This window comes from Ignatzschineria ureiclastica (assembly GCF_003121845.1).
In the GTDB taxonomy this organism is placed as follows: domain Bacteria; phylum Pseudomonadota; class Gammaproteobacteria; order Cardiobacteriales; family Wohlfahrtiimonadaceae; genus Ignatzschineria; species Ignatzschineria ureiclastica.
Genome location: NZ_QEWQ01000009.1, coordinates 22873 through 44169, shown reverse-complemented (window position 1 = coordinate 44169; position 21297 = coordinate 22873). Strand labels below are relative to the sequence as shown.

15 protein-coding genes, 2 rRNA genes and 1 pseudogene are annotated in these 21297 nt (G+C 42.2%); 17 read left to right on the top strand and 1 reads right to left on the bottom strand.

Annotation, left to right across the window (positions count from 1 at the left end; translation table 11 throughout):
- The 6 genes from DC083_RS09835 to DC083_RS09810 all read left to right on the top strand — a co-directional run.
- A 23S ribosomal RNA gene (locus DC083_RS09835) occupies positions 1–457 on the top strand; the annotation flags it as partial.
- Between the two features lie 169 nt (positions 458–626).
- Positions 627–741: ribosomal RNA gene (gene rrf / locus DC083_RS09830) — 5S ribosomal RNA — on the top strand.
- A 268-nt stretch (positions 742–1009) separates the two neighbouring features.
- Complete coding sequence (locus tag DC083_RS09825) at positions 1010–2023, top strand: ATP-grasp domain-containing protein (RefSeq protein ID WP_109190026.1); 1014 nt, start codon at positions 1010–1012, stop codon at positions 2021–2023.
- 399 nt (positions 2024–2422) lie between these two features.
- Positions 2423–4150 (top strand): retron Ec78 anti-phage system effector ATPase PtuA, encoded by a 1728-nt coding sequence (gene ptuA / locus DC083_RS09820; protein WP_109190025.1) that lies wholly within the window; start codon positions 2423–2425, stop codon positions 4148–4150.
- 3 nt (positions 4151–4153) lie between these two features.
- Positions 4154–4915: a retron Ec78 anti-phage system effector HNH endonuclease PtuB gene (ptuB, locus tag DC083_RS09815; RefSeq protein ID WP_109190024.1), complete on the top strand. Its 762-nt coding sequence runs from the start codon at positions 4154–4156 to the stop codon at positions 4913–4915.
- 275 nt (positions 4916–5190) lie between these two features.
- A complete protein-coding gene (locus DC083_RS09810; protein WP_109190023.1) occupies positions 5191–5535 on the top strand; it encodes a RidA family protein in 345 nt (114 codons plus the stop codon).
- A 457-nt stretch (positions 5536–5992) separates the two neighbouring features.
- Here the strand turns inward: DC083_RS09810 and gyrA are convergent, their stop codons facing one another.
- Positions 5993–8644: a DNA gyrase subunit A gene (gyrA, locus tag DC083_RS09805; protein ID WP_109190022.1), complete on the bottom strand. Its 2652-nt coding sequence runs from the start codon at positions 8642–8644 to the stop codon at positions 5993–5995.
- A gap of 366 nt (positions 8645–9010) precedes the next feature.
- Between gyrA and lptM the strand changes: the two genes are divergently transcribed.
- The 11 genes and pseudogenes from lptM to DC083_RS09750 all read left to right on the top strand — a co-directional run bounded on the left by lptM (position 9011) and on the right by DC083_RS09750 (position 21290).
- Complete coding sequence (gene lptM / locus DC083_RS09800) at positions 9011–9283, top strand: LPS translocon maturation chaperone LptM (RefSeq protein ID WP_109190021.1); 273 nt, start codon at positions 9011–9013, stop codon at positions 9281–9283.
- Between the two features lie 11 nt (positions 9284–9294).
- Positions 9295–10530, top strand: coding sequence for a diaminopimelate decarboxylase (gene lysA / locus DC083_RS09795; RefSeq protein WP_109190020.1), 1236 nt, complete (start codon positions 9295–9297; stop codon positions 10528–10530).
- Between the two features lie 365 nt (positions 10531–10895).
- Positions 10896–11927, top strand: coding sequence for a tRNA preQ1(34) S-adenosylmethionine ribosyltransferase-isomerase QueA (gene queA, locus DC083_RS09790; protein ID WP_189364645.1), 1032 nt, complete (start codon positions 10896–10898; stop codon positions 11925–11927).
- A 78-nt stretch (positions 11928–12005) separates the two neighbouring features.
- Positions 12006–13280, top strand: a complete 1275-nt coding sequence (locus tag DC083_RS09785; RefSeq protein ID WP_109190018.1) for an MFS transporter — start codon at positions 12006–12008, stop codon at positions 13278–13280.
- A 285-nt stretch (positions 13281–13565) separates the two neighbouring features.
- Positions 13566–14366 (top strand): annotated as a pseudogene (locus DC083_RS09780) (DUF3100 domain-containing protein); the annotation flags it as partial.
- Positions 14367–14544: 178 nt separating this feature from the next.
- Complete coding sequence (locus DC083_RS09775; RefSeq protein ID WP_109190016.1) at positions 14545–14994, top strand: hypothetical protein; 450 nt, start codon at positions 14545–14547, stop codon at positions 14992–14994.
- The gene (locus DC083_RS09770; RefSeq protein ID WP_109190015.1) at positions 14994–16184 is read left to right on the top strand and encodes a M20 metallopeptidase family protein; all 1191 of its coding nucleotides are present in this window, start codon (positions 14994–14996) and stop codon (positions 16182–16184) included. The genes DC083_RS09775 and DC083_RS09770 overlap by 1 nt, the downstream gene beginning before the upstream one ends.
- Positions 16185–16406: 222 nt before the next feature.
- Positions 16407–17408, top strand: a complete 1002-nt coding sequence (locus tag DC083_RS09765) for an ABC transporter substrate-binding protein (RefSeq protein WP_189364643.1) — start codon at positions 16407–16409, stop codon at positions 17406–17408.
- Positions 17409–17414: 6 nt separating this feature from the next.
- Positions 17415–19115 (top strand): ABC transporter permease, encoded by a 1701-nt coding sequence (locus DC083_RS09760; RefSeq protein WP_109190014.1) that lies wholly within the window; start codon positions 17415–17417, stop codon positions 19113–19115.
- Positions 19103–20161, top strand: a complete 1059-nt coding sequence (locus tag DC083_RS09755; RefSeq protein WP_229822737.1) for an ABC transporter ATP-binding protein — start codon at positions 19103–19105, stop codon at positions 20159–20161. The genes DC083_RS09760 and DC083_RS09755 overlap by 13 nt, the downstream gene beginning before the upstream one ends.
- Positions 20154–21290, top strand: coding sequence for an MBL fold metallo-hydrolase (locus DC083_RS09750; RefSeq protein ID WP_109190013.1), 1137 nt, complete (start codon positions 20154–20156; stop codon positions 21288–21290). The genes DC083_RS09755 and DC083_RS09750 overlap by 8 nt, the downstream gene beginning before the upstream one ends.
- Positions 21291–21297: the final 7 nt, after the last annotated feature.

Here is a 21297-nt window from a genome sequence, read left to right as displayed (position 1 = left end):
ATAACAGGCTGATTCCGCCCAAGAGTTCATATCGACGGCGGAGTTTGGCACCTCGATGTCGACTCATCACATCCTGGGGCTGTAGTCGGTCCCAAGGGTATGGCTGTTCGCCATTTAAAGTGGTACGCGAGTTGGGTTCAGAACGTCGTGAGACAGTTCGGTCCCTATCTGCCGTGGGCGTTGGAAATTTGAGAGGAGCTGCTTCTAGTACGAGAGGACCGAAGTGGACGTATCTCTGGTGTTCCGGTTGTCATGCCAATGGCATAGCCGGGTAGCTACATACGGACGGGATAACCGCTGAAAGCATCTAAGCGGGAAGCCTTCCTCAAGATAAGATTTCCCTAGGGGTTTAACCCCTCTGAAGGTCCGTCGAAGACTACGACGTTGATAGGTTGGGTGTGTAAGTGCAGTAATGCATTGAGCTTACCAATACTAATTGACCGTGAGGCTTGACCATATAATAGGTCTTAGACAATTTGTCTTACAATGAGACATGAACGTTTCCAAAGTTAAAACGAAGAATACAGTGTACTTGCTGTTACTCACCAACTAATCAAATTTATTCGTGAGTGGAGTGCGATATAGAATGCAGAGATGCATCAGTACTTCAAACACAAACCAGTTTTCCTGGAAACAATAGCGCTATGGAACCACCTGATCCCGTCCCGAACTCAGAAGTGAAACGTAGCAGCGCCGATGGTAGTGTGGGAGTTCCCATGTGAGAGTAGGTCATTTCCAGGGCTTAATTAAGAGACCCCTAGTTCAATGAACTAGGGGTTTTCTTTTGTGGGGAAAAATATAGGATTTTAAAGAAAGTTTAGAGCACTAGAAATCAATATTTTTATAGACAACTTTTGATTTATTTTAATTACGAGTTTAATTATTTCTTTGAATTTTTATTGTTCTATTAAAAGGTGTATGATAGTTGTAATGTAAATTAACTTACCATCATTACTAAGAGTGTTAGTATAGAGAAGTTAATAATTGATTATAAAACTGTGGAGATATTGTGAAACGTATTTGGTTTATGGAGGCATATGCCTCTCAACGAGGTTTGATTTTAGGAATTAAAGATTTTGCGGCTGAGCATAAATGGGATATTGAAATTGTAGTTTCACATCGAGTTCCTCGTTATGAGTTATTGGAAGTTGCAGATATTTCTCTTATTGAACCCAAAAATTTGGAAGAGAGATTAGCCTTTATTATTGAAAAAATTGGTGAATACCAAATTGATCTAATCCATATTGTTAAAGATAGTGAGTGGTTTGAAGCTCATCGTGAAGAGATCGAAGCCGCTGGTGCACATTTAGTCACAGGTAGTACAGATGTAAAATGGTTGCACTGCGCTGAAGAGAAAGATCTTTATACCGAATATATGAATTCTTTGAATCTGCCTGTTGTACCTGCTGTTACAATTCCTACTTGGGATCTACTTCAAGAGACCTTAGATAATCCTCCTTTTCCTAAGCCTCTCTGTATTAAGCCTGTAAGAGGAATGTACGGTTATGGCTTTTGGCGCTTTCAGGAAGGTATCTCTTCTGCAGAATTACTATTTAATCCAGAAAAGCGTGAAATCTCTCCATCACTCTATTTAGAGCTCATGAAACGAGATACACGAGCTTTTATACCCCAATTATTAATGCCTTATTTTCCTGGGGCTGAACGTTCTGTTGATATTATTGCTAAAGATGGACAGGTTGTCGCTGCAATTGGTCGAGTAAAACAAGAAGGTGGGAAACAACTACTCGAAAAAGGGGGAGAAGCAATTGATTTAGCAATTGCTTCAGCTAAGGCGATGCATGCTGATGGTATCGTCAATGTACAGACAAAAGATGATGCCTCAGGTAAACCCTATTTATTAGAAATCAATATGCGACCATCAACGGGATTCGCATATACCTCTTTTAGCGGGGTCAATTTAGCAGGTCTTTTTGTAGCACTTCATTTAGGACTTATGAGCGCTGCTGAAATTGCAGAAAATGTTCAAACACAATTTCAACCTCAAGCGATTGATGTTGTATAGTTAAATTAATTTAGAGATAAAGTAGGTAACTCTCAAGAAATAGAGAGTTCTTGAAAATAGGTTTGTATTAATGTCTTAACAGGTCCGTTAAAAGGGCCTGTTTTTTTATTTCTGAAACCTGTTTCACATGAAACATCATGCATAAACCAGAGAGTGGAAATATAAGATAGAAATGTCGGGAAAAAATGCCGGACAAAAATTATGAGAGAAAGGCTATGATTCTTAGAATGTTTCCCGTGAAACATTAGTAAAGTACCTCATGAGTATCTAATAACTTTTATTGGTAATAGCAGATGAAATAGCGGAAATAATAGTGTGAAATCAATCTGCTTCAATGCTTAAATTCAATCTATTTTGTGATATGGTGAAGGGATAATAAGCATTTAGAGGAACAAGTCTATGTTGGATCAGAGAGATTTATTACTCGATCAGTATCAGTTACTCTGCCAAGATTGGCGAAGAGAAGCCAAAGATGTTGCCGATGTGGCGGCAAAAAAAGCCTATTTTCGTCAGCACCCGGCATTTATTCGCTGTCGAGAGATTCTCAATAAGGCAGATTATACGGTTCAGAGTATTTTAGTCGAGAATATGAAACGACTTGATCATCTCTCAATTCATTTTAATCCTCGTTTAACTGTATTGATCGGGGAAAATGCAACGGGGAAAACCACCGTTTGTGAAAGTTTAACCAAAGCCTTTTCATGGATTCTCAGTGCGATTAAACAGGAAGATTTCGCCGGCGCAGATATTGATTTAGATGAGATCAAGCATGGTAAGTTAGCCGGTAAGATTACTATTGATCTGCTTCTAGATGCTCATAATCACATTCCTTTTTCACTTGTCCGTAGCCTACAGGAAGGGGCTCATGCAATTCCTTCTAATTTTGATGATCTACGAGCCTATGCTACGGTTATTCGGGATATTTTAAGTATCGATAGTACTTCTGTAACGTTACCTCTCTTTATCTTTTATGGGGTAAACCGCCCGAACTTTATGCGTAGCGCTCGGGAAATTTATCTGCATCGAGCAAGTGCTTATGACCATGCGCTTGAGGATAAGGTGCGAGTATCCGATATGATCGAGTGGTTTATTATGCTTGATAATCTATCACAACAAGATAAATCCTCTGAAGTGCGTGATCTACAAATTTTTCAAGCAACATTGCAAGAGACAATTGCCGGTTTTAAGGTAAAACAACAGCAGGCAGATTTTCTGCAAAATTCGCTTTTATCAGAGATGATCACTGAGTTAGAAGAGAAAATCGCAGAAGCGCAAGAGAAGATTGATGCCATTAAAGCCCGTCCTTTTACGACAGCGGAGAAACTCAAAGCCTTAGTGAATGAAACAGTGCAGATTTTGATTCCAAATGCTTCTGCTATTTTGGTGGATCGTTCAAGTGGTAAGGCTCGAGTAGTGCTTGACATCTTCGGGGAAAAGCATGACATTCAATATCTCTCGCATGGGCAGCGCTCAGTACTCTTTATGGTGGCAGATCTGCTTTCTCGATTAGAAATTTTGAATCCGCATCTTGAAGATCCAAGACAAAGTCCCGGCATTGTCATTATCGATGAAATTGAACTTCATCTACATCCCACTTGGCAACAGACGATTATTGATTCTCTGTTGAAAATATTTCCTAATATCCAATTTATTATTACAACCCACAGCCCACAAGTAATCTCTTCAGTACATAAAGATCAAATTCGTTTTCTAAAAAATGATTTTGAAACCCATGAAGTGAAAGTGCATTCCCCGACATTCCAAACTCGAGGGTTATCTTCGGATAATATTCTGCTTCGTATTTTAAATATTGCCGATGCACCAGATACACCGGAATTTCAAAAGTACCAGCAGCTTGAAAAATTGATCGAGAATAATCTCGGCGATAGCGAAGAAGCACAGAAACTCTACCAGTTGTTAGAGAAACATTTTGGCGCAGAAAGTTTGGAGATGGAGAAACTTCAATCGCTTAAACGATTACAAGCGATGAGACAACGTATTTTAGCCCGTCAAGGTCAGTTGAAATCTGCTAATTCTGCAAAGAAAGAAATAGATAAGAAAGAAATAGATTCTATGGATAAAGAGAATCGAACTAAAAGTAAGGAACAACAAGGCAATAAGGAGTAGCGTATGCATCAACTTATTCGACCTAAGCGTATGCCGAAAACATTACGTCGAGCGCAAAAAAATCGTAAGCGCCGATGGGAGCAGATGCGAGGAAAAGATCGCCGGCAAATTTGGGTAAAGCTTCATGAAATGCAGGATCATTTTTGTGCTTATTGTGAATCTCCTTTAATTCGCGAAGATAGCCATATTGAGCATTTCTATCCGCGAGCTAAATATCCGGAATACACCTTTGAATGGGGGAATCTCTTTGGATCTTGCAACAATAGTTGGACTTGTGGCATCTATAAAGATAGTGGTCGAAACCCCGATAAAGTCATTCATGATATGATCATTAAGCCCGATGAGGAAGATCCTAGAGATTATTTCCGATACTATAAAAATGGTCGAATCGGTGTTCGAGGAGGATTGACAGATGAGGAGTATCATCGTGGAAAGGCGACGATTCGTTGGTTTAATCTCAATCATAATGCCTTGACCCAATTACGTGCTCGGCATTTAGCGCCTTTAAAGCAATTAGAAGCTGAATTTATTGCTTGGTATGATCATTGTGAAGAGAATCCCGATCTCTTGCTGGTACTTGAAGAGGAGCTTTGGCAATTGCTTAAAGAGCAACTGAGTACCGCTTTTCAAGCGATGAAAGTACATTATATTGTTGAGCACCTTGATCTATTGTCATTGATGGATCGTGGATTGGTAGAAGATCTATTAATCGATCATGCTTATGAAATTGGTCTACATCAGCAACAAGATTTCAGTAATAGATGAAAACAGTGGATCTTTGCGAATGAGGCGGTTATTTTGCCTATTAGTCAGATTGTAATGTGAGATATAGTCAATTTGGTTTAAGAAAAATGGTTTTTAAACAACACTTGTAAGATGCCGGATAGAAAGGCCCCCTACTGATTGCAACCGATACGCCGGCATTTAAATAAGCTTATCTTGAACCGATATTACTATATAATGATTACTTAAATTTCATTAATAGTGCTGAAATCCACGATATTACAACTGATTTTCAAGATTACAAAAAGGAGCTTACAATGATTGAACGAATTAACAAAGGTGCGCGCATGTCGGATGCGGTGATTCATAATAAAACGCTCTATTATACGGCTGTACCGACAACAATAGAGAATGATATCTATCTACAGATGAAAAGTACTTTAGCCGATATCGATCAGATATTGAAAACGGCTGGAACGGATAAATCTCGAATTTTAGATGCAACAATTTTTCTAGTTTCAAGTCGCGATCTTGAAGGGATGAATCGTGCTTGGGATGAATGGGTTGATTCGGAGAATGCGCCGGTGCGTTGTACAGTACAAGCCGGATTAATGAATGCCGATTGGAAAGTAGAGATGAAAGTCATAGTGGCTATGCCATAAGTGATCATTGAGTGATGCTTTAGGAATTAAGATAATCTATAGTAAATTTGGTTTAAGAAAGATGTTTTTTAAGCAGCTACTATGAGGGTTTAAAAGAAGGTACAACCGTACTAAACAACACTTGCAAGATGCCGGATAGAACATCGTCCTTGCCTCGATCAGCTGATGCACCGGCATTTGAATAAGCTTCTTTTGAATCGATATTACTATATCTGATTGCCGGGGCAAATGATCGTATTCTTATAGAAGTTATCGCACCGATGGAATGATCGTTCTATCAGAAACTCTATGTTGGAATATTATCTAATGTATGAGGCTTAGGAGTTTGATGGTTTCGCATTCATCCTATTTTGCAGTAAATAGGCGTTAAATCAGCTTAATAAAAAAGCAGAGATTTTCAAATCTCTGCTTTTATGATGATTAATCCGAATGGAATCAGTTAGGGGGCTACTATTATTTAGGCATCCTCAGAATCATCCGTATTATCTTCAGTTTCAATCACTTCAACGATCTCAACTGTTTCTTCGACTTCGATAATTGTATTGTTTGCTTCGTTGTTTTCGTCACATTCATCTGCATCGTTCTCTTCAATGCGACTCATGCCGACTAATGCATCGCCTTCATCTAAGCGAATGAGGCGAACCCCTTGGGTATTTCGGCCTAAGATGGAGACTTCATCCACACAGGTACGTACTAAAACGCCGTTAGAAGAGATGAGCATGACTTCATCATGATCTTCGACGATGCAAGCACCAATAATTTGGCCATTTCGCTCGGATGTTTGGATACCGATAACCCCTTTACCGCCCCGATTACGTTTAGTAAATTCAGCAATCGGTGTCCGTTTACCATAACCATGCTCTGTGGCAATAAGGACAACCGCTTCTTCATCAGCAAGCATCATGGTAATGACGAATTGCCCTTCAGAGAGTGAAATACCTTTTACACCACGAGAGCTTCGGCCCATCGCGCGTACATTCTCTTCGCTAAAGCGATTCACAAGCCCAGTGTTTGTGAAGAGCATAATATCATCTTGACCATTGGTAATTTGCGTTCCGATCAGCTCATCGCCCTCATCAAGATTAACCGCAATTAAGCCACTTGACCGCTGGCTTGCAAAACTTGAGAGAACGGTTTTCTTCACAACCCCATACTTAGTGGCCATAAAGATATAGCGATCATCATCGTAACTATCCACCGGAAGAATAGAAGTAATACGCTCATCTGTCTCTAAGGGAAGGAAATTGATAATGGGGCGACCACTGGCACCACGACCTGCTTCCGGCAACTCAAAGGCGCGAAGCCAATAGACTTTACCATAAGAGGAGAAGCACATAAGCTGCGCATGGGTACTGACGACCATTAAATGCTCTACATCATCCTCATCGACCACTTTAGCTGCAGATTTACCTCGACCGCCACGACGTTGAGCACGATATTCATCGAGTTTTTGATATTTGATATAACCTCGGCGCGAGAGTGTGACAACTACATCTTCTTCAGCGATCAGATCTTCAAGGTTGATATCTTCGGCAGCTGCGCGAATTTCTGTACGGCGAGCATCGCCAAAGTTATCCCGAATATCGGTAAGCTCTTCTTCAATCACTTCTCGTAAACGATCAGGATTAGTGAGGATTTCAATCAATTCACGAATAGTATCTAATAACCCACGATACTCTTCTAAAATTTTATCTTGTTCAAGGCCAGTTAAGCGTTGGAGGCGCATATCAAGGATCGCTTGCGCTTGCTCTTCTGAAAGACGATATTCGCTACCGATTAAGCCCACATTTTCTAAACCATCGGGCGTTGTTTTGAGCTCTGCCGCTCTCTCTAACATTGCCCCTACACCGCCGGGTTCCCAAGTGCGTGCGAGCATACGCTCTTTTGCTTCTGCACCTGTTGCAGAGGTACGAATGAGCTGAATCATCTCATCGATATTGGCAAGGGCAACCGTTAAACCTTCTAATAGATGGGCACGAGCACGAGCTTTTTTGAGATCAAAAATGGTCCGGCGGGTAATGACTTCTTGACGATGTAGTAAGAAAGCTTCTAATACTTCTTTGAGATTTAAGAGCTTCGGCTGGCCACGATCGATCGCCACCATATTGATACCAAAACTAGATTGAAGCGCTGTATGTTTGAAGAGCTGGTTGAGAATCACTTCCCCCATTTCGCCTCGGCGTAATTCAATGACGATGCGCATCCCATCTTTATCTGACTCATCGCGTAAACCATCTGGCGCAATGCCTTCAATTACTTTTTCCCGATAGAGCTCTACGATTCGTTCAATGAGGCGAGCTTTATTCACCTGGTAAGGGAGCTCTGTGATGACAATGACATCTCGACCCCGTTTTTCATCGTGTTCTATTTCAGCTTTTGCCCGAATAATCACGCGGCCTCGGCCGGTATGGTAAGCCTCACGAATCCCTTTGGTACCATTGATAATCCCAGCTGTTGGGAAATCTGGCGCAGGAATATATTGCATCAGTTCATCAATGGTCAGCTCTGAATTGTGTAAGAGCGCAAGTGAAGCATTAATGGTTTCTGTCAGATTGTGCGGTGGAATATTCGTCGCCATCCCTACAGCAATCCCGGAGGAACCATTGACTAATAAGTTCGGAATTCGCGTGGGTAATACAGAAGGTTCACTCTCTGATTCATCGTAGTTAGGAACAAAGTCAACCGTCTCTTTCTCGATATCTTGTAGTAAGGCTTCTGCGATTTTACTCATTCGCACTTCGGTATAACGCATTGCGGCTGCCGAGTCACCATCGATAGAACCGAAGTTCCCTTGGCCATCAATGAGCATATAACGGAGCGAGAAGTCTTGCGCCATCCGTACAACAGAGTCATAAATTGCTAAATCCCCGTGCGGATGGTATTTACCCATCACATCCCCGACGATACGAGCGGATTTTTTGTAGGGTTTATTCCAATGATTACTCGTTTGATTCATTGAATGTAATATACGGCGATGTACCGGCTTGAGTCCATCGCGCACATCCGGTAGCGCACGACCTATAATGACACTCATCGCATAATCGAGATAGGAGCTTCTCATCTCCTCTTCTAAACTAATCGGGACAATCTCTTTGGCAAACTCACTCATTGAACCAACCTTCTCAAACAATATTATAAAAATAATAGAACTAATGTAGAAAATAACAGCCGATTATAACATGTTTTGCCAATTAATTCGCCGGTTTGTAAGAGAAAATAGCGGAAGATTGATCTATTGAATCATACTAATATCCCCCTACGTGTCTTCACAAAAAGAGCTTAAAATCGAATATTTGCCGAATATTTCGAAATAGCGAGGATATAAGACGTAAATATCCTTAAAAATAGATGACTTCTTTCTTAAAATTGGGCATAAAAGTTGATAGGATTGATAAATGTCAGAAATTGATAAATAGAAATCAAAATCAGCGGCTAGAAAATAGGTAAATGATCATAGAGGATAAATGAGAGAGATATGAGCAAGGGACAGGTTCAAGCGGATACAAAGGGGTATGGCGCACATAATATGAAGCGCTATCTGAAAGGCTTTATGATTCTTGTCTTCGGATTGGGCTTAGCAGGCTGCGGTCAAACAGGTGGGCTTTTCCTGGTGGAGAGTGAAACGGAATATAACGAAGGGCACTTTATGCTACCTTATCGTGGCGATGGTAAAGCATCGGCATCGACAGAATCTGAAAATCAGCTAAATACGACTAATGATCTACCGAATAACAACACAGCACAATAATGAGATCAATAATGAAAGATACAATGAATAATGTAGAATTAACCCAAATTGCACAAACGTTTCAAACACCGCTCTATCTCTATGATGCTGCTCAAATTGAGGCGAATTACCGCGCCTACGCGAAGGGCTTTGGTGATTATCCTCATCTGATCTGTTATGCGGTAAAGGCGAATAGTAATCTCTCTATCTTACAATTATTAGCGAAAATGGGCTCAGGTTTTGATATTGTCTCGCAAGGAGAGCTCAAACGAGTATTAGCCGCCGGGGGAGATCCTAAAAAGGTGGTCTATTCTGGGGTTGGAAAACGTCGGGAAGATCTTATTTTTGCTCTGAAAACGGGGATTGCTTGCTTTAATATCGAATCGATTGCCGAGATTCATCTTTTAAATGAAGTGGCGACAGAGTTAAATATCAAAGCACCGGTTTCACTGCGGATTAATCCCAATGTCGATGCCAAGACCCATCCTTATATCTCAACAGGATTGAAAGAGAATAAATTTGGTATTCGAATGGAAGAGGCTTTTGAGCTCTATCAGATGATGGCAACAATGCCGTCACTTATGATCGAGGGGATGGATTTTCATATTGGCTCGCAACTGACTGAGATTAGCCCTTATGCTGAAGCTTTAGATTTAACGCTTGCACTGATTGATCGTTTGGCGGACGCAGGTATTACCCTTAAACACCTTGATATGGGCGGTGGTTTAGGGATTCAGTATGAAGATGAAACGTTAATCGACCCTGCTGATTGGATTGCACTTGCGATTGAAAAAATCGGTGCGCGTTCTTTAAAATTAGTGATTGAACCAGGGCGCTCTATCGTCGGTAATGCCGGGATGCTTATTACTGAAGTAATCCTCACTAAAGAGAATGAGGGGAAACATTTTGCGGTTGTTGATGCGGCGATGAATGACCTTATTCGTCCTGCGCTCTATGATGCGTGGATGGAGATTCGTAATCTTAGCGATACAGTACAGAATACGGCAGATATGAAATCCTACGATATTGTCGGTCCTATTTGTGAAACCGGGGATTTCCTTGGAAAAAATAGAATGCTCGCCCTTAAAGCCGGCGATTATCTGATGGTCAAAGATGCCGGCGCTTATGGTTTTGCAATGGCTTCTAATTACAACTCTCGCGGTCGTGCCGCAGAAGTATTGCTACAAGATGGTAAAGCACGTCTTATCAGAACACGGGAAACTGAAGAATCTCTCTTTGAATTAGAGGTAGCGCATTTAGTGAAGTAGTTTATTACCTGTACTGGCTATCAAAGTTTCAATATTAGAACCCTCTACTTAACTGGAGAGGGTTTTGTTTTTCGTTTTCCTAAAAGTGTAAAACTCAGCGTCATAGACATATCTAAAAGGAGATGTTTAAAAACCTGATTCAATGATGTTTCAACTATGCGGAATTTTCCGCGTAGTTCAAACAATAGGAGCTAGGCAAGTTTCTAGAAATATTACCCATTGCACTCTAGAGATAAACACCTCTAACCTATTCCCCCAATTTCCGTTTCCTTTTTGCGTAGGCAGGGCGTAGAATAACGCTCTATGAATTGCTCAGAATGATCGCTCAAGATGGGCTTGCTTGAAGGTTTAAGGATTATACAATGTTGAAACTCTCTGATTATGATTATCATCTTCCCGAAGAATTGATTGCTCAGTTTCCGCCGAAAGTGCGGGGAACGTCCCGTCTTTTAGTGCCTAAAGCGGGCGAGATTTATGATCATACTTTTGAAGATTTAATCGATTATTTAGAGCCGGGAGATCGGATTGTGATTAATAATACGCGCGTATTGCCGGCGCGGGTATTTGCCGAGAAAGAGACCGGTGGCAAGGTTGAAATTATGGTGGAGCGTCTTGTAAGTGAAACTGAAGTTTTAGCGCAAATTAAAGCAAGTAAAGCCTTAAAACCTGGTCAGAAAGTGATTATTGATGGAAAACCGCTGCTTGAGATGGTCGATCGTGATGAGGCATTTTTCCTGTTAAAAACGATTAATGGCTCACCTATTGCTACAATTTTGGAGACTTATGGTCATTTGCCATTGCCCCCTTATATTACCCGAAGCGATGAAGAATTAGATCAATCCCGTTATCAAACCGTCTTTAATAAAGAGGAGGGTGCGGTTGCAGCGCCGACAGCCGGTCTGCATTTTACAGCAGAATTTTTAGAGCGTATTAAAGCGAAGGGCATTGATGTTACTGAAATTACATTACACGTCGGAGCCGGTACATTTCAGCCGATTCGTACCGAGGATCTGAATGAACATCAGATGCATAAAGAGTGGATCAATGTACCGCAATCGGCAGTGGATGATATTGTAGCGACAAAAGCCGCAGGAAAGCGGGTGATTGCTATCGGAACAACGGCAGTGAGAGCCTTAGAGTCAGCGGCATTAACGGGGGAACTAAAACCATTTGTGGGGGATACCAATATCTTTATTAAACCCGGTTTTGAGTTTCGAGTGATTGATGGATTATTGACCAACTTTCATCTTCCTAAATCGACGCTCTTAGTGCTTGTCTCAACGCTAATGGGTAAATCTCGAATTGAAGAGATCTATCAACACGCGGTGAATGCTCGCTATCGCTTCTTTAGTTATGGCGATAGTATGTTATTAATTCCGAGTTTAGATCAAAAATAGACGGGTTAAAGAGATTCACAATCATTTGCAATCTCGGGTAAAATAGCCGGCTATTGATCGTTTATAAGGAACGAAATTGTGAATCGACGTTTAACTATGCAAGATGCGAAAACGCTGACGCTCTCCTCCTTAGGGGGCGCGTTAGAATTTTATGATTTTATTGTCTTTTTAACTTTTGCCTCTACGCTGAAAGTTCTCTTTTTTCCGGCAGAATCGCCTTTAGTGGCGACCATAATGACTTACCTGACTTATGCCATTGCCTACTTTGTACGGCCATTAAGCGGCATTGTGCTGGCGCATTTTGGGGATCTCATTGGTCGGAAAAAGGTTTTTATGTTTTCGCTCTTTATGATGGCGATTCCAACGCTCTGTATTGGTCTACTTCCCACATTTTCAACGGTGGGATATTTAGCACCGGCGTTGTTGCTTATGATGCGTATTTTACAAGGTGTGGCATTAGGAGGAGAAGTTCCAAGCGCTCACGTCTTTGTGACGGAGCACGTACCGAGGGAACGCTTCGGGATTGCCAATAGTGCGGTTGCCGCAGGCTTAACTTTTGGCGTTTTGATCGGTCATTTTGTCTCTTCGATGATGAATCTCTCTTTTGATGCGGTGGAGACGCTCGATTATGCGTGGCGTATTCCCTTTATTCTCGGTGGCGTTTTGGGATTATTAGCGGTTTATCTACGCCGTTATCTGCAAGAAACGCCGGTCTTTTTAGAGATGCAGCAGAAGAAAAAACTTCACGAAGGAATGCCTGTTCGCACAATTCTACAGGATTTTAAATGGCAAACCTTTATCGCAACGTTGAGCACTTGGCTACTGATTACCGGCGTTGTCTTAGTACTGTTAGCGCCTAATTTGATGAAATCAGATGTTTTTGGGATTGATGTGGCCTTTGTTAATAAAGCAGCCTTAGTGGCGACCTTTATGAATATTGTAGGAAGCCTTGCTGCTGGGTTATTAGTGGATCGAATAGGTTTACGTAAAACGCTCTTTGGTTTTGCCTTACTCCTTGCGGTGACAAGCTTTATCTTCTTCAATTCCCTTGAAAGTCAAGATCTCACAACGATCGGCATACTCTATGCGGTTGCCTCTTTCTTTTTAGGGATTGTTGCCTGTGTACCGATGATTATTATTCGTCTCTTTCCGGCGGATGTGCGCTTAACGGGAATGGGATTCTCTTATAATATTGGAAATGCCTTATTTGCTGGTCTTACAACCTTTTTAGTGCCCATTATTGCTGAGCATTTTCATCCGATGTTTATCGCATACTATATCCTCTTCCTCTGTGCTCTTGGCGTATTCTTAAGTGTCTACCTCGGCAGTCGTCGTTTGCCTAAGTATATTTAAGTCGGAATATGATATATAGAGAGACTCGGTGATTCAGTGATTGACTAAATTGATATTTTGAAAACTTATAAGCCTATTCTGATAGTTCGGAATAGGCTTTTTGCTAATTAAACGATCGAAATGATGGTTTTCATCCTATATGCATCAAAAAGCTGTTATTTTTATGTTATCAAATGTAAATTTTATTATATAACTAAATGGGGTTATCCCCTCTATGCAAGGGAGTATCTGAGTTTAGTCTCTATATTTAATGATGATCATTTTAAGATATTAGGAGGAAATTAGATGGAAAGAAGTTCGATTCAGATATTTTGGATCAGCATTGCCACAACGGCTTTGCTGATCTTTGTATCTCAATATGTCATTGGCAAGAAAGAGATCAATATTGGCATTGCGATGATTCCTATTTTACCAATGCTCTTTGCGGTCATTATCGGAATGGTATTATCCGCGTCATTTACCAAGAAAAAGCTCTCTTGGTGGGGTAAGATCTTTACTAAAAAAGAGGAGGCTTTTTGCGGCAAAATGGTAGGATTTAGCCTCTTAATCCTTGGCACACAATACGCCGGAATGATTGTCCCTAATTTGAAGATGATCTTCAGTGTCGGGATCCCGCTTTTTCTACAAGAGCTTGGGAACTTATTGCCGATCTTTATTGCAGTTCCTTTAGCGGTCAAATTTGGCTTTGGTCGTCGGGCTATTGGGGCCTGTTCTTCTATTAGCCGCGAGCCCTCGATTGCGGTTATTCAAGGAAAATTTGGTACAGGGTCACAAGAATATATCGGTGTGTTAGCGATCTATCTTTGTGGTTCTGTGATTGGAACTTTATGGTTTAGTGTATTAGGTAGCTTAGCGCCTTTAACAGGATTAAGTCCATTAGCACTTGCTGCGGGCTCTGGTGTGGGTTCGGGGTCGATGTTAAGTGCAGCTTCAGGTGCCTTGATTAGTGGATTAGATGAAACAATGGCACAACAGGTTTTAAGTATTGCCGCTGCGTCAAATCTACTCTCTTCGGTATTAGGCGCACTCTCTTTAACCTTTTTAGGACTGCCGTTGGCAGAGATGATGTATCGGATTTTTAATAAAGATCAAGCGCCACCTTCAGCACCGGCAACGGCGACACTGATTGAGACAGAACAGGTGTTAGAGGCCAACTTAAAGGAAGACGGGCTTGAAGAGCAGGCGATTACACCGCCAGTTGTATCCTCTCAAATAGAAGCCGATCAAAGCGCAAAAGATAGAGAGAAGCAATAAGGGGGAGAGTATGAAACAGATTATTATAGATATGAAATTGGTCTTTGTGGCGATTCTATTAGCCATGTTGACTCAAACATTAACTTCGGGGATTGCATTTTATGAGATGTGGGATAGCTTTATTGCGATGTCTCTTGTGGTCTTTATTTCGTTAGTGGTGAAGTTTTATTTACCTTCTTCTCTTCCGGCATTTGCTTATGCCACGATTATCGGGATTATCATTTGTCTTCCTGATACACCGGTACGCTATTTCTTTATTGATTCTATCGGGAAAGTCTCATTTTTATCCTGTTGTGTGCCACTACTCGCATTTGCAGGGCTCTCTGTCGGTGGACAATTAGAAGAGTTAAAAAAGATGTCTTGGAAAGTGATTTTGATCTTTATGATCGTCTCAACTTGCTGCTTCTTTGGCGCGTCAATTGTGGCGCAGATTGGCTTTAGTATTCAAGGAGTTATTTAATGAGTAATCAAAGTAATCATCAATACAATATTAGTGAAAAGTTACAAAAATTAGAGGCTTTTAGTAAAAAGGTGCGTCAAGATCTGCACCAAATTCCTGAGCCGTCAGGAGCGGAGTTTAAAACCTCACAATATTGTCGAGAGCTGATGGAGCGCTTCGGCTATCAGATTCGCACGCTAGAGGGCTATACGGGTTTCACTGCTGATCTGATTGTCAATCCCGCCTTCTCTTTAGTGGCTATTCGTGCTGATATGGATGGCTTAGAGATGCCCGATATGACAGAGGATGCTTATCGCTCAACCCACGAAGGTTTAGCGCATAACTGTGGACATGATACCCATATGGCGATTGCCTTAACGACCGCGAAATATCTCGCAGAACATCGAGATGAGATGACGCACAATGTCCGTTTTATCTTCCAAATGGCAGAGGAGGATATGCGTGTACCGGGCGCTGATAAGATGGTGGAGCTCGGTTGTATGGAGGGCGTAAGTGAGGTGTATGCGCTTCATAATAATGGGGCATTAGAAACAGGTTGTATCCACTTTAATAGCGGTGTAATGTCTTCTTGGGGATCTGCGTGGACTTTAACGGTTCATGGTGTTTCAGCGCATGGTTCAACGCCTCAAAAGGGACTTGATGCCATTCGGGAGATGACTCGTTTAATTGATTATATGGATTATGTTGTTGCGAAAAAAGTTGATCCATTCTCCCCGGCTGTTTTTGGTTGCGGTATGATTCAAGGGGGAACAATCCCAAATGCGATCGCAGATTATGCGCAAGCTCGGGGCACAATTCGTTCAATGGATGAAAAGACTGATCAAACTTTAAAAGCAAGTTTTGAGGAGATTGTCGCGCGTAGTGAAGCCGGCGGTTTTAAAACAACGATGGAATTTGCGGGATATCCGGCAGTCATTAATCACCCAGATGCTTATGCTGAGGTATTAGCAGCCGCACGTGCTTTTTTACCGGAAGAGAATATTGAAGCTAATGGTTCACCGATGACAGGAAGTGAAGATTTTAGCTACATGATCAATGCCACAAAAGATCGCAAAGGTGCGCTATTCTTCCTCGGAAGTGGTAAGAAAGAGAAAGGTATTAACAACTTTCTTCATTCTAATCCTTACTATATTGATGATGATTGTTTATTAGTGGGTGCACAGATCTTTGTCAATATTGTGACGCGATAATTGTGAGGAGAGGGTCATTTTCTAGTTAAAAGTGGTCAGCGGAACGCACTATTTTAAAACTACAGTCATTACTGAAATGATATTTTCAGGATTTGGCTGTAGTTTTTTATTGGTAGAGCTATTGTATTGTCAATAATAATCTAATGTTCTTCATTTCCTCGTCATCTCAATGTCACAAATGGCTGTTTAAATAGGAGATATCTTAATTGAGAGGGATTTCCGATGAAACGCAGTACGACATTTAAAATTAGCATTAAATCATTACTCACCGGCGTAGCATTGACGCTCTTTACGCCTATGCTTTTTGCGCAAAATAGCTTGACGATCTATACCAGTCAGCCCACTGAAGATGCACAGCAGACGGTTGCGGCATTTAATCAACACTATCCGGATATCAAAGTGAATTGGATTCGAGATGGAACCACTAAATTGATGGCGCGATTACAAGCGGAGCAAGCGGCAGGTGCGGCAAGTCCTGATCTACTCTTAATCGCCGATAGTGTGACGATGGAAGCATTGAAAGCACAAGGATTATTAGAGGCTTATCTCTCGCCGGAAGCAAAAGGATATGAAGCGGCGCTTTATGATCCGGAAGGCTACTATTATGGGACAAAGCTGATTACAACAGGGATTGCATATCATCAACAAGCACCCATTAAGCCCACTTCGTGGAAAGATTTGACGCGCCCTGAAGTGAAAAATATGGTTACGATGCCAAGCCCCCTCTATTCAGGTGCGGCATTAATTCATCTCTCAACATTGACGAATAACCCTGAGTTAGGCTGGCAATATTATGCTGATCTTAAGCAAAATGGCGTAATGCCACAAGGGGGTAATGGGGCTGTAGTTAGCGCATTAGCTGCGGGGAATCAAGCTTATGGTGTCTTAGTGGATTATATGGCTTATCGTGAAAAGGCAAAAGGCGCACCGATTGAGTTTCTTTTCCCGAAAGAGGGGGTAAGTTTGGTGACAGAGCCTGTTGCGATGTTAAAAGAGGCACCGAATAAGGCCGCTGCGAAGCAATTTATCGATTTTGTGCTTTCAAAAGAGGGGCAAGAATTGGTGCTCAAACAGGGTTATCTTCCGGCACATTCAGCGTTAGGGGTTCCTGCAGGATTCCCGGCGCGTGAAGAGATTATTTTAATGAATTTTGATGCAGCAAAAGCCTTGAAAGATTCTGAATCTGATAAAGCCCGATTTACTGAACTATTTGGTGCTCAATAACCTCTTATGAAGCGCTCTATTTTAAATCAGAGTCCTCCTAAAGTGCTGCTTTGGGGACTCTTGATCATTGTGATTTTCTTTAGTCTATCGCCAACCTTACAACTTATCATTGCGGCAGTTGCGGATCTGCCTGCCGGCAGAGAGAGTAGTATGGCGCGTGTTTTCAGTGATCAGCGAACGTGGACGGCCATTTATCATAGTCTTTATACTAGTTTTTGGGGAATGGTTATTTCGGTTCTGCTCGGCAGTCTATTTGCTTTCTGTCTGACATTAACCAATATTCGAGGAAAAGGCATTTGGATTTTTCTCTTTATGTTGCCAATGATGATTCCGCCTCAAGTGACGGCCCTGAGTTGGTTACAGCTCTTTGGCTCTAATAGCATTATTCTTAAAGCATTGGGATTTGCGCCGGGATTTGGTCGGACGAATCCCCTTCATTCAGCCGAAGGTATTGCATTACTACTCGGGATTCAGCACGCACCGCTTGTCTTTTTAACATTAAGAACACAGCTGATTAACCTACCTCAAGAGCAGATTGAAGCTGCGCGTCTTAATGGTGCTTCTTTGTGGCGTGTGTTGATCGATATTATGATTCCTCTCTGCCGAACCGCGCTTATTGCCGGCGCTGCGATTGCTTTTATCTCCAGTCTTGGAAATTTTGGTATCCCGGCGATGTTGGGGATTCCGATCTCTTATTTCGTATTACCCACACAGATCTATCAAGCGATGGCTTCTTTTAGTTCTACGATGTTGAATGAAGTGGCGGCAATGTCTGTCTTAATGGGCGTAATGGCTTTTCTCATTGTGGCGGTGCAGAGTCGTTTGCAGCAGCGATATGCGCTACCACTTATTGGTAGTAGCGGACGGGCATTAGATTTTAAATTGGGGTATAAACGGTTACTACTAGAGCTCTTTTTAGGGGTGATCTTATTGCTGATTCTTGTAGCACCATTATTAGCATTGATTGCTACATCACTGGTCCCAACCTTAGGGGTTCCACTCACTAGTGACACGATGACTTTAGCCGCCTATCGCACAATGATCGATCCTTACAGCGCCACGTGGCGCGCGTTGAGTAATAGTATGGTGCTCTCAGTATCAGCGGCATTGATCTTGATGTTATTGAGTATCCCTTTTGCCTATCTATTAGTGCGTTTTCCAAGTCGTAAACTACGCTTTATGGAGCGAGCAATTGATATTCCTTATACCTTACCGGGCGTTGTATTAGCGATTGCTTTTATTCTACTTTTTGCCAAACCAATACCGATTATTGAATATACGCTCTATGGCACTTTAGGTCTGATTTTTATTGCTTATTTAGCCCGTTTTTTAACGGTCTGTATGAAGCCGGTACACAATAGTATGTTACAGCTCGATATGGCGATGGAAGAGGCCGCAGCGCTTGCAGGTGCCAACTTTTATCAACGCTTACGGGATATTATTTTGCCGCTATTAGCACCGGCGGCCTTTGCCGGTGCGCTTTTGGTCTTTATGACGGCTATTAATGAATTGACGGTATCAGCCCTACTCTGGAGTACGGGGAATGAGACGTTAGGCGTTGTGATCTTTAACTTAGATGAAGGGGGCAATAAGGTTTTAGCCTCAGCAGTCTCGGTTTTTGTGGTTTTTCTCGTAGCATTGGTGATGTTACTTCTCAATTTAATGGGGCGCTATCTGCCTAAAGGGGCTATTGCGTGGCAACAGTAAAACTCTCTCATATCGATAAATTTTACGATAATCATTATCACGCCGTTAAAGATTTGAATCTCACCATTCCCTCAGGGGCGTTTGCCGCACTTTTAGGGCCAAGTGGCTGTGGTAAAACGACAATTCTACGAATGCTTGCCGGGTTAGAGAATATTAGTAATGGGGCACTCTATTTAGATGAGCGATTACTCGCAGATAGTACTTTACATACGGCGCCTGAAAATCGGGATATGAGTATGGTTTTTCAATCCTATGCCCTCTGGCCGCATATGACAGTTGCCGAAAATGTGGGCTATCCGCTGAAGATTGCTAAAGTAAATCGCGAAGCGCTTACTCAGAAAGTAAAAGCGGTATTAGACGTGGTTGAGTTAGGGGCTTATGCGGCGCGTTCGCCACAGGAATTGAGTGGCGGCCAGCGACAACGTGTAGCACTTGCCCGTTGCTTAGTCTCTAATCCAAAAGTGGTACTACTCGATGAACCGCTTGCCAACCTTGATCGCCATTTACGGGCGACAATGGAAGAAACCTTTCGCGATTTTCATCGGCGTACCGGTGCAACCTTTGTCTATGTTACTCACGATCAGGCGGAAGCAATGGCGCTTGCGACCCATATTGCCGTATTAGATCAAGGTCATCTAATGCAATGGGGTAAGCCCGATGAGCTCTACCGTGAACCTAAAAATCGTTGGGTGGCATCCTTTATCGGGCAAGGATCGGTATTGGAATTGGCCATTAATCGACAAACTTTTTTAGTGGATAATGCCCGCTATTTAAGTGGTAATCAATTATTAAATGCGTGGCCTGATTCAGAGCTCACTGAGCGTGCTCAAGTCTTTATTCGACCTCAACACGTGCATCTTGTGGAGGAAGGGATTGCGGTTAAAGTGATCAGTAGTATCTATCAGGGGGAGCGTTATTTGGTGACCTTACAGCTACAGGATCGAGCGATGAATGGTGCTACATTGCTCGCTTATCATCCGACACCTTTGATGTTAGGCAGTGTCGTTAAAATACGATTACAACAAGGGTGGCTACTTGATGAGTGAATTAAAGATTGAAGTGATTAGCGGTTTAGGAAGCAAAGCACCGGCGGCGATCGTCGTGGAATATGCGGGTATTCGGTTACTGCTTGATGCCGGAGGATTATTGGAAAATGATCAGGTTCTTTGGCAAATGCCGGAGCACCTTGATGCGGTACTTCTGAGCCATAACCACTTTGATCATATTGGGAATGTGGAGAATATCCCGCACCATATCCCGATCTATTGCACTGCGGTTACCGCGAAATCATTGCCTAAAAATCGGCTTATCCATATTATTTCGGTCAAAGGGGTCTTTAATATTGGATCGATCCAAATTACAACAGGCGCAAGCGGTCACGCTTATGGGGGCATTTGGTTTCATTTAGATTGTGCTGGTGGGCTCTTTTATAGCGGTGATTTTAGTCTTGAGTCACTGCTGTTCCAATTTGATCAACCACCACCGGCCCATATTGCGCTGTTAGATGCATCTTATGGGTTGTTTGATCGTACACAACTCGATTTGCGTACTGAATTAGCCCTTGAACTGCATCGGCCTATTTTATTCCCAGTGCCACCGTCAGGGCGTGCGCTAGAGATGGCTATTTGGCTCTATCAACAAGAGATTGAAGGGGTAGGCTTAGATAGTGCCTGTTTGGCGATGTTGCAACAAATGATGAGTGATAATGATGGTTCATTGAAAGCATCGATGGTGGGGCTTTTTGAAGAGATGTTAATGGGGTTTATTATCCCGATTTCTCTCTATGTTTCTGGACGTAACACTTTTTTAAGCCTCGCGCATCTGCCGACTTATCTTCTAGCTGGCGGGCCCGATGGCAATGCTGGAATGGCTGGGAAACTGCGGCAGATGAATCATTTTAAACATCATACGCTCTTTACGGGTTATTGTGATCAAGCTGCAAAAGATTCTATCAATGCCGGAAAAGCAAGCTTTTCCCGTTGGAATGTTCATCCCACCAAGCGTTGTCTTGAGCGGATTGTTGATCTTTTACAATGTCGATATATGATGCCGCTTTTCACTGATATAGGGGTCTCTAGCCGCTGGTCACAAACATTTGCGCGAGAAATTATTGATGAACCGATCAGTTATTTTGATGCACTAGGTGTGCGGCAACAATCTGTAGTGATCTGTTAATTTTTCG

Excerpts from the sequence above, each read along its gene's own strand:
- ptuA (WP_109190025.1), top strand. The coding sequence starts at position 2,423 with ATGTTGGATCAGAGAGATTTATTACTCGATCAGTATCAGTTACTCTGC.
- ptuB (WP_109190024.1), top strand. The coding sequence starts at position 4,154 with ATGCATCAACTTATTCGACCTAAGCGTATGCCGAAAACATTACGTCGA.
- DC083_RS09810 (WP_109190023.1), top strand. The coding sequence starts at position 5,191 with ATGATTGAACGAATTAACAAAGGTGCGCGCATGTCGGATGCGGTGATT.
- gyrA (WP_109190022.1), bottom strand. The coding sequence starts at position 8,644 with ATGAGTGAGTTTGCCAAAGAGATTGTCCCGATTAGTTTAGAAGAGGAG.
- lptM (WP_109190021.1), top strand. The coding sequence starts at position 9,011 with ATGAGCAAGGGACAGGTTCAAGCGGATACAAAGGGGTATGGCGCACAT.
- lysA (WP_109190020.1), top strand. The coding sequence starts at position 9,295 with ATGAAAGATACAATGAATAATGTAGAATTAACCCAAATTGCACAAACG.
- DC083_RS09775 (WP_109190016.1), top strand. The coding sequence starts at position 14,545 with ATGAAACAGATTATTATAGATATGAAATTGGTCTTTGTGGCGATTCTA.
- DC083_RS09770 (WP_109190015.1), top strand. The coding sequence starts at position 14,994 with ATGAGTAATCAAAGTAATCATCAATACAATATTAGTGAAAAGTTACAA.
- DC083_RS09765 (WP_189364643.1), top strand. The coding sequence starts at position 16,407 with ATGAAACGCAGTACGACATTTAAAATTAGCATTAAATCATTACTCACC.
- DC083_RS09760 (WP_109190014.1), top strand. The coding sequence starts at position 17,415 with ATGAAGCGCTCTATTTTAAATCAGAGTCCTCCTAAAGTGCTGCTTTGG.
- DC083_RS09750 (WP_109190013.1), top strand. The coding sequence starts at position 20,154 with ATGAGTGAATTAAAGATTGAAGTGATTAGCGGTTTAGGAAGCAAAGCA.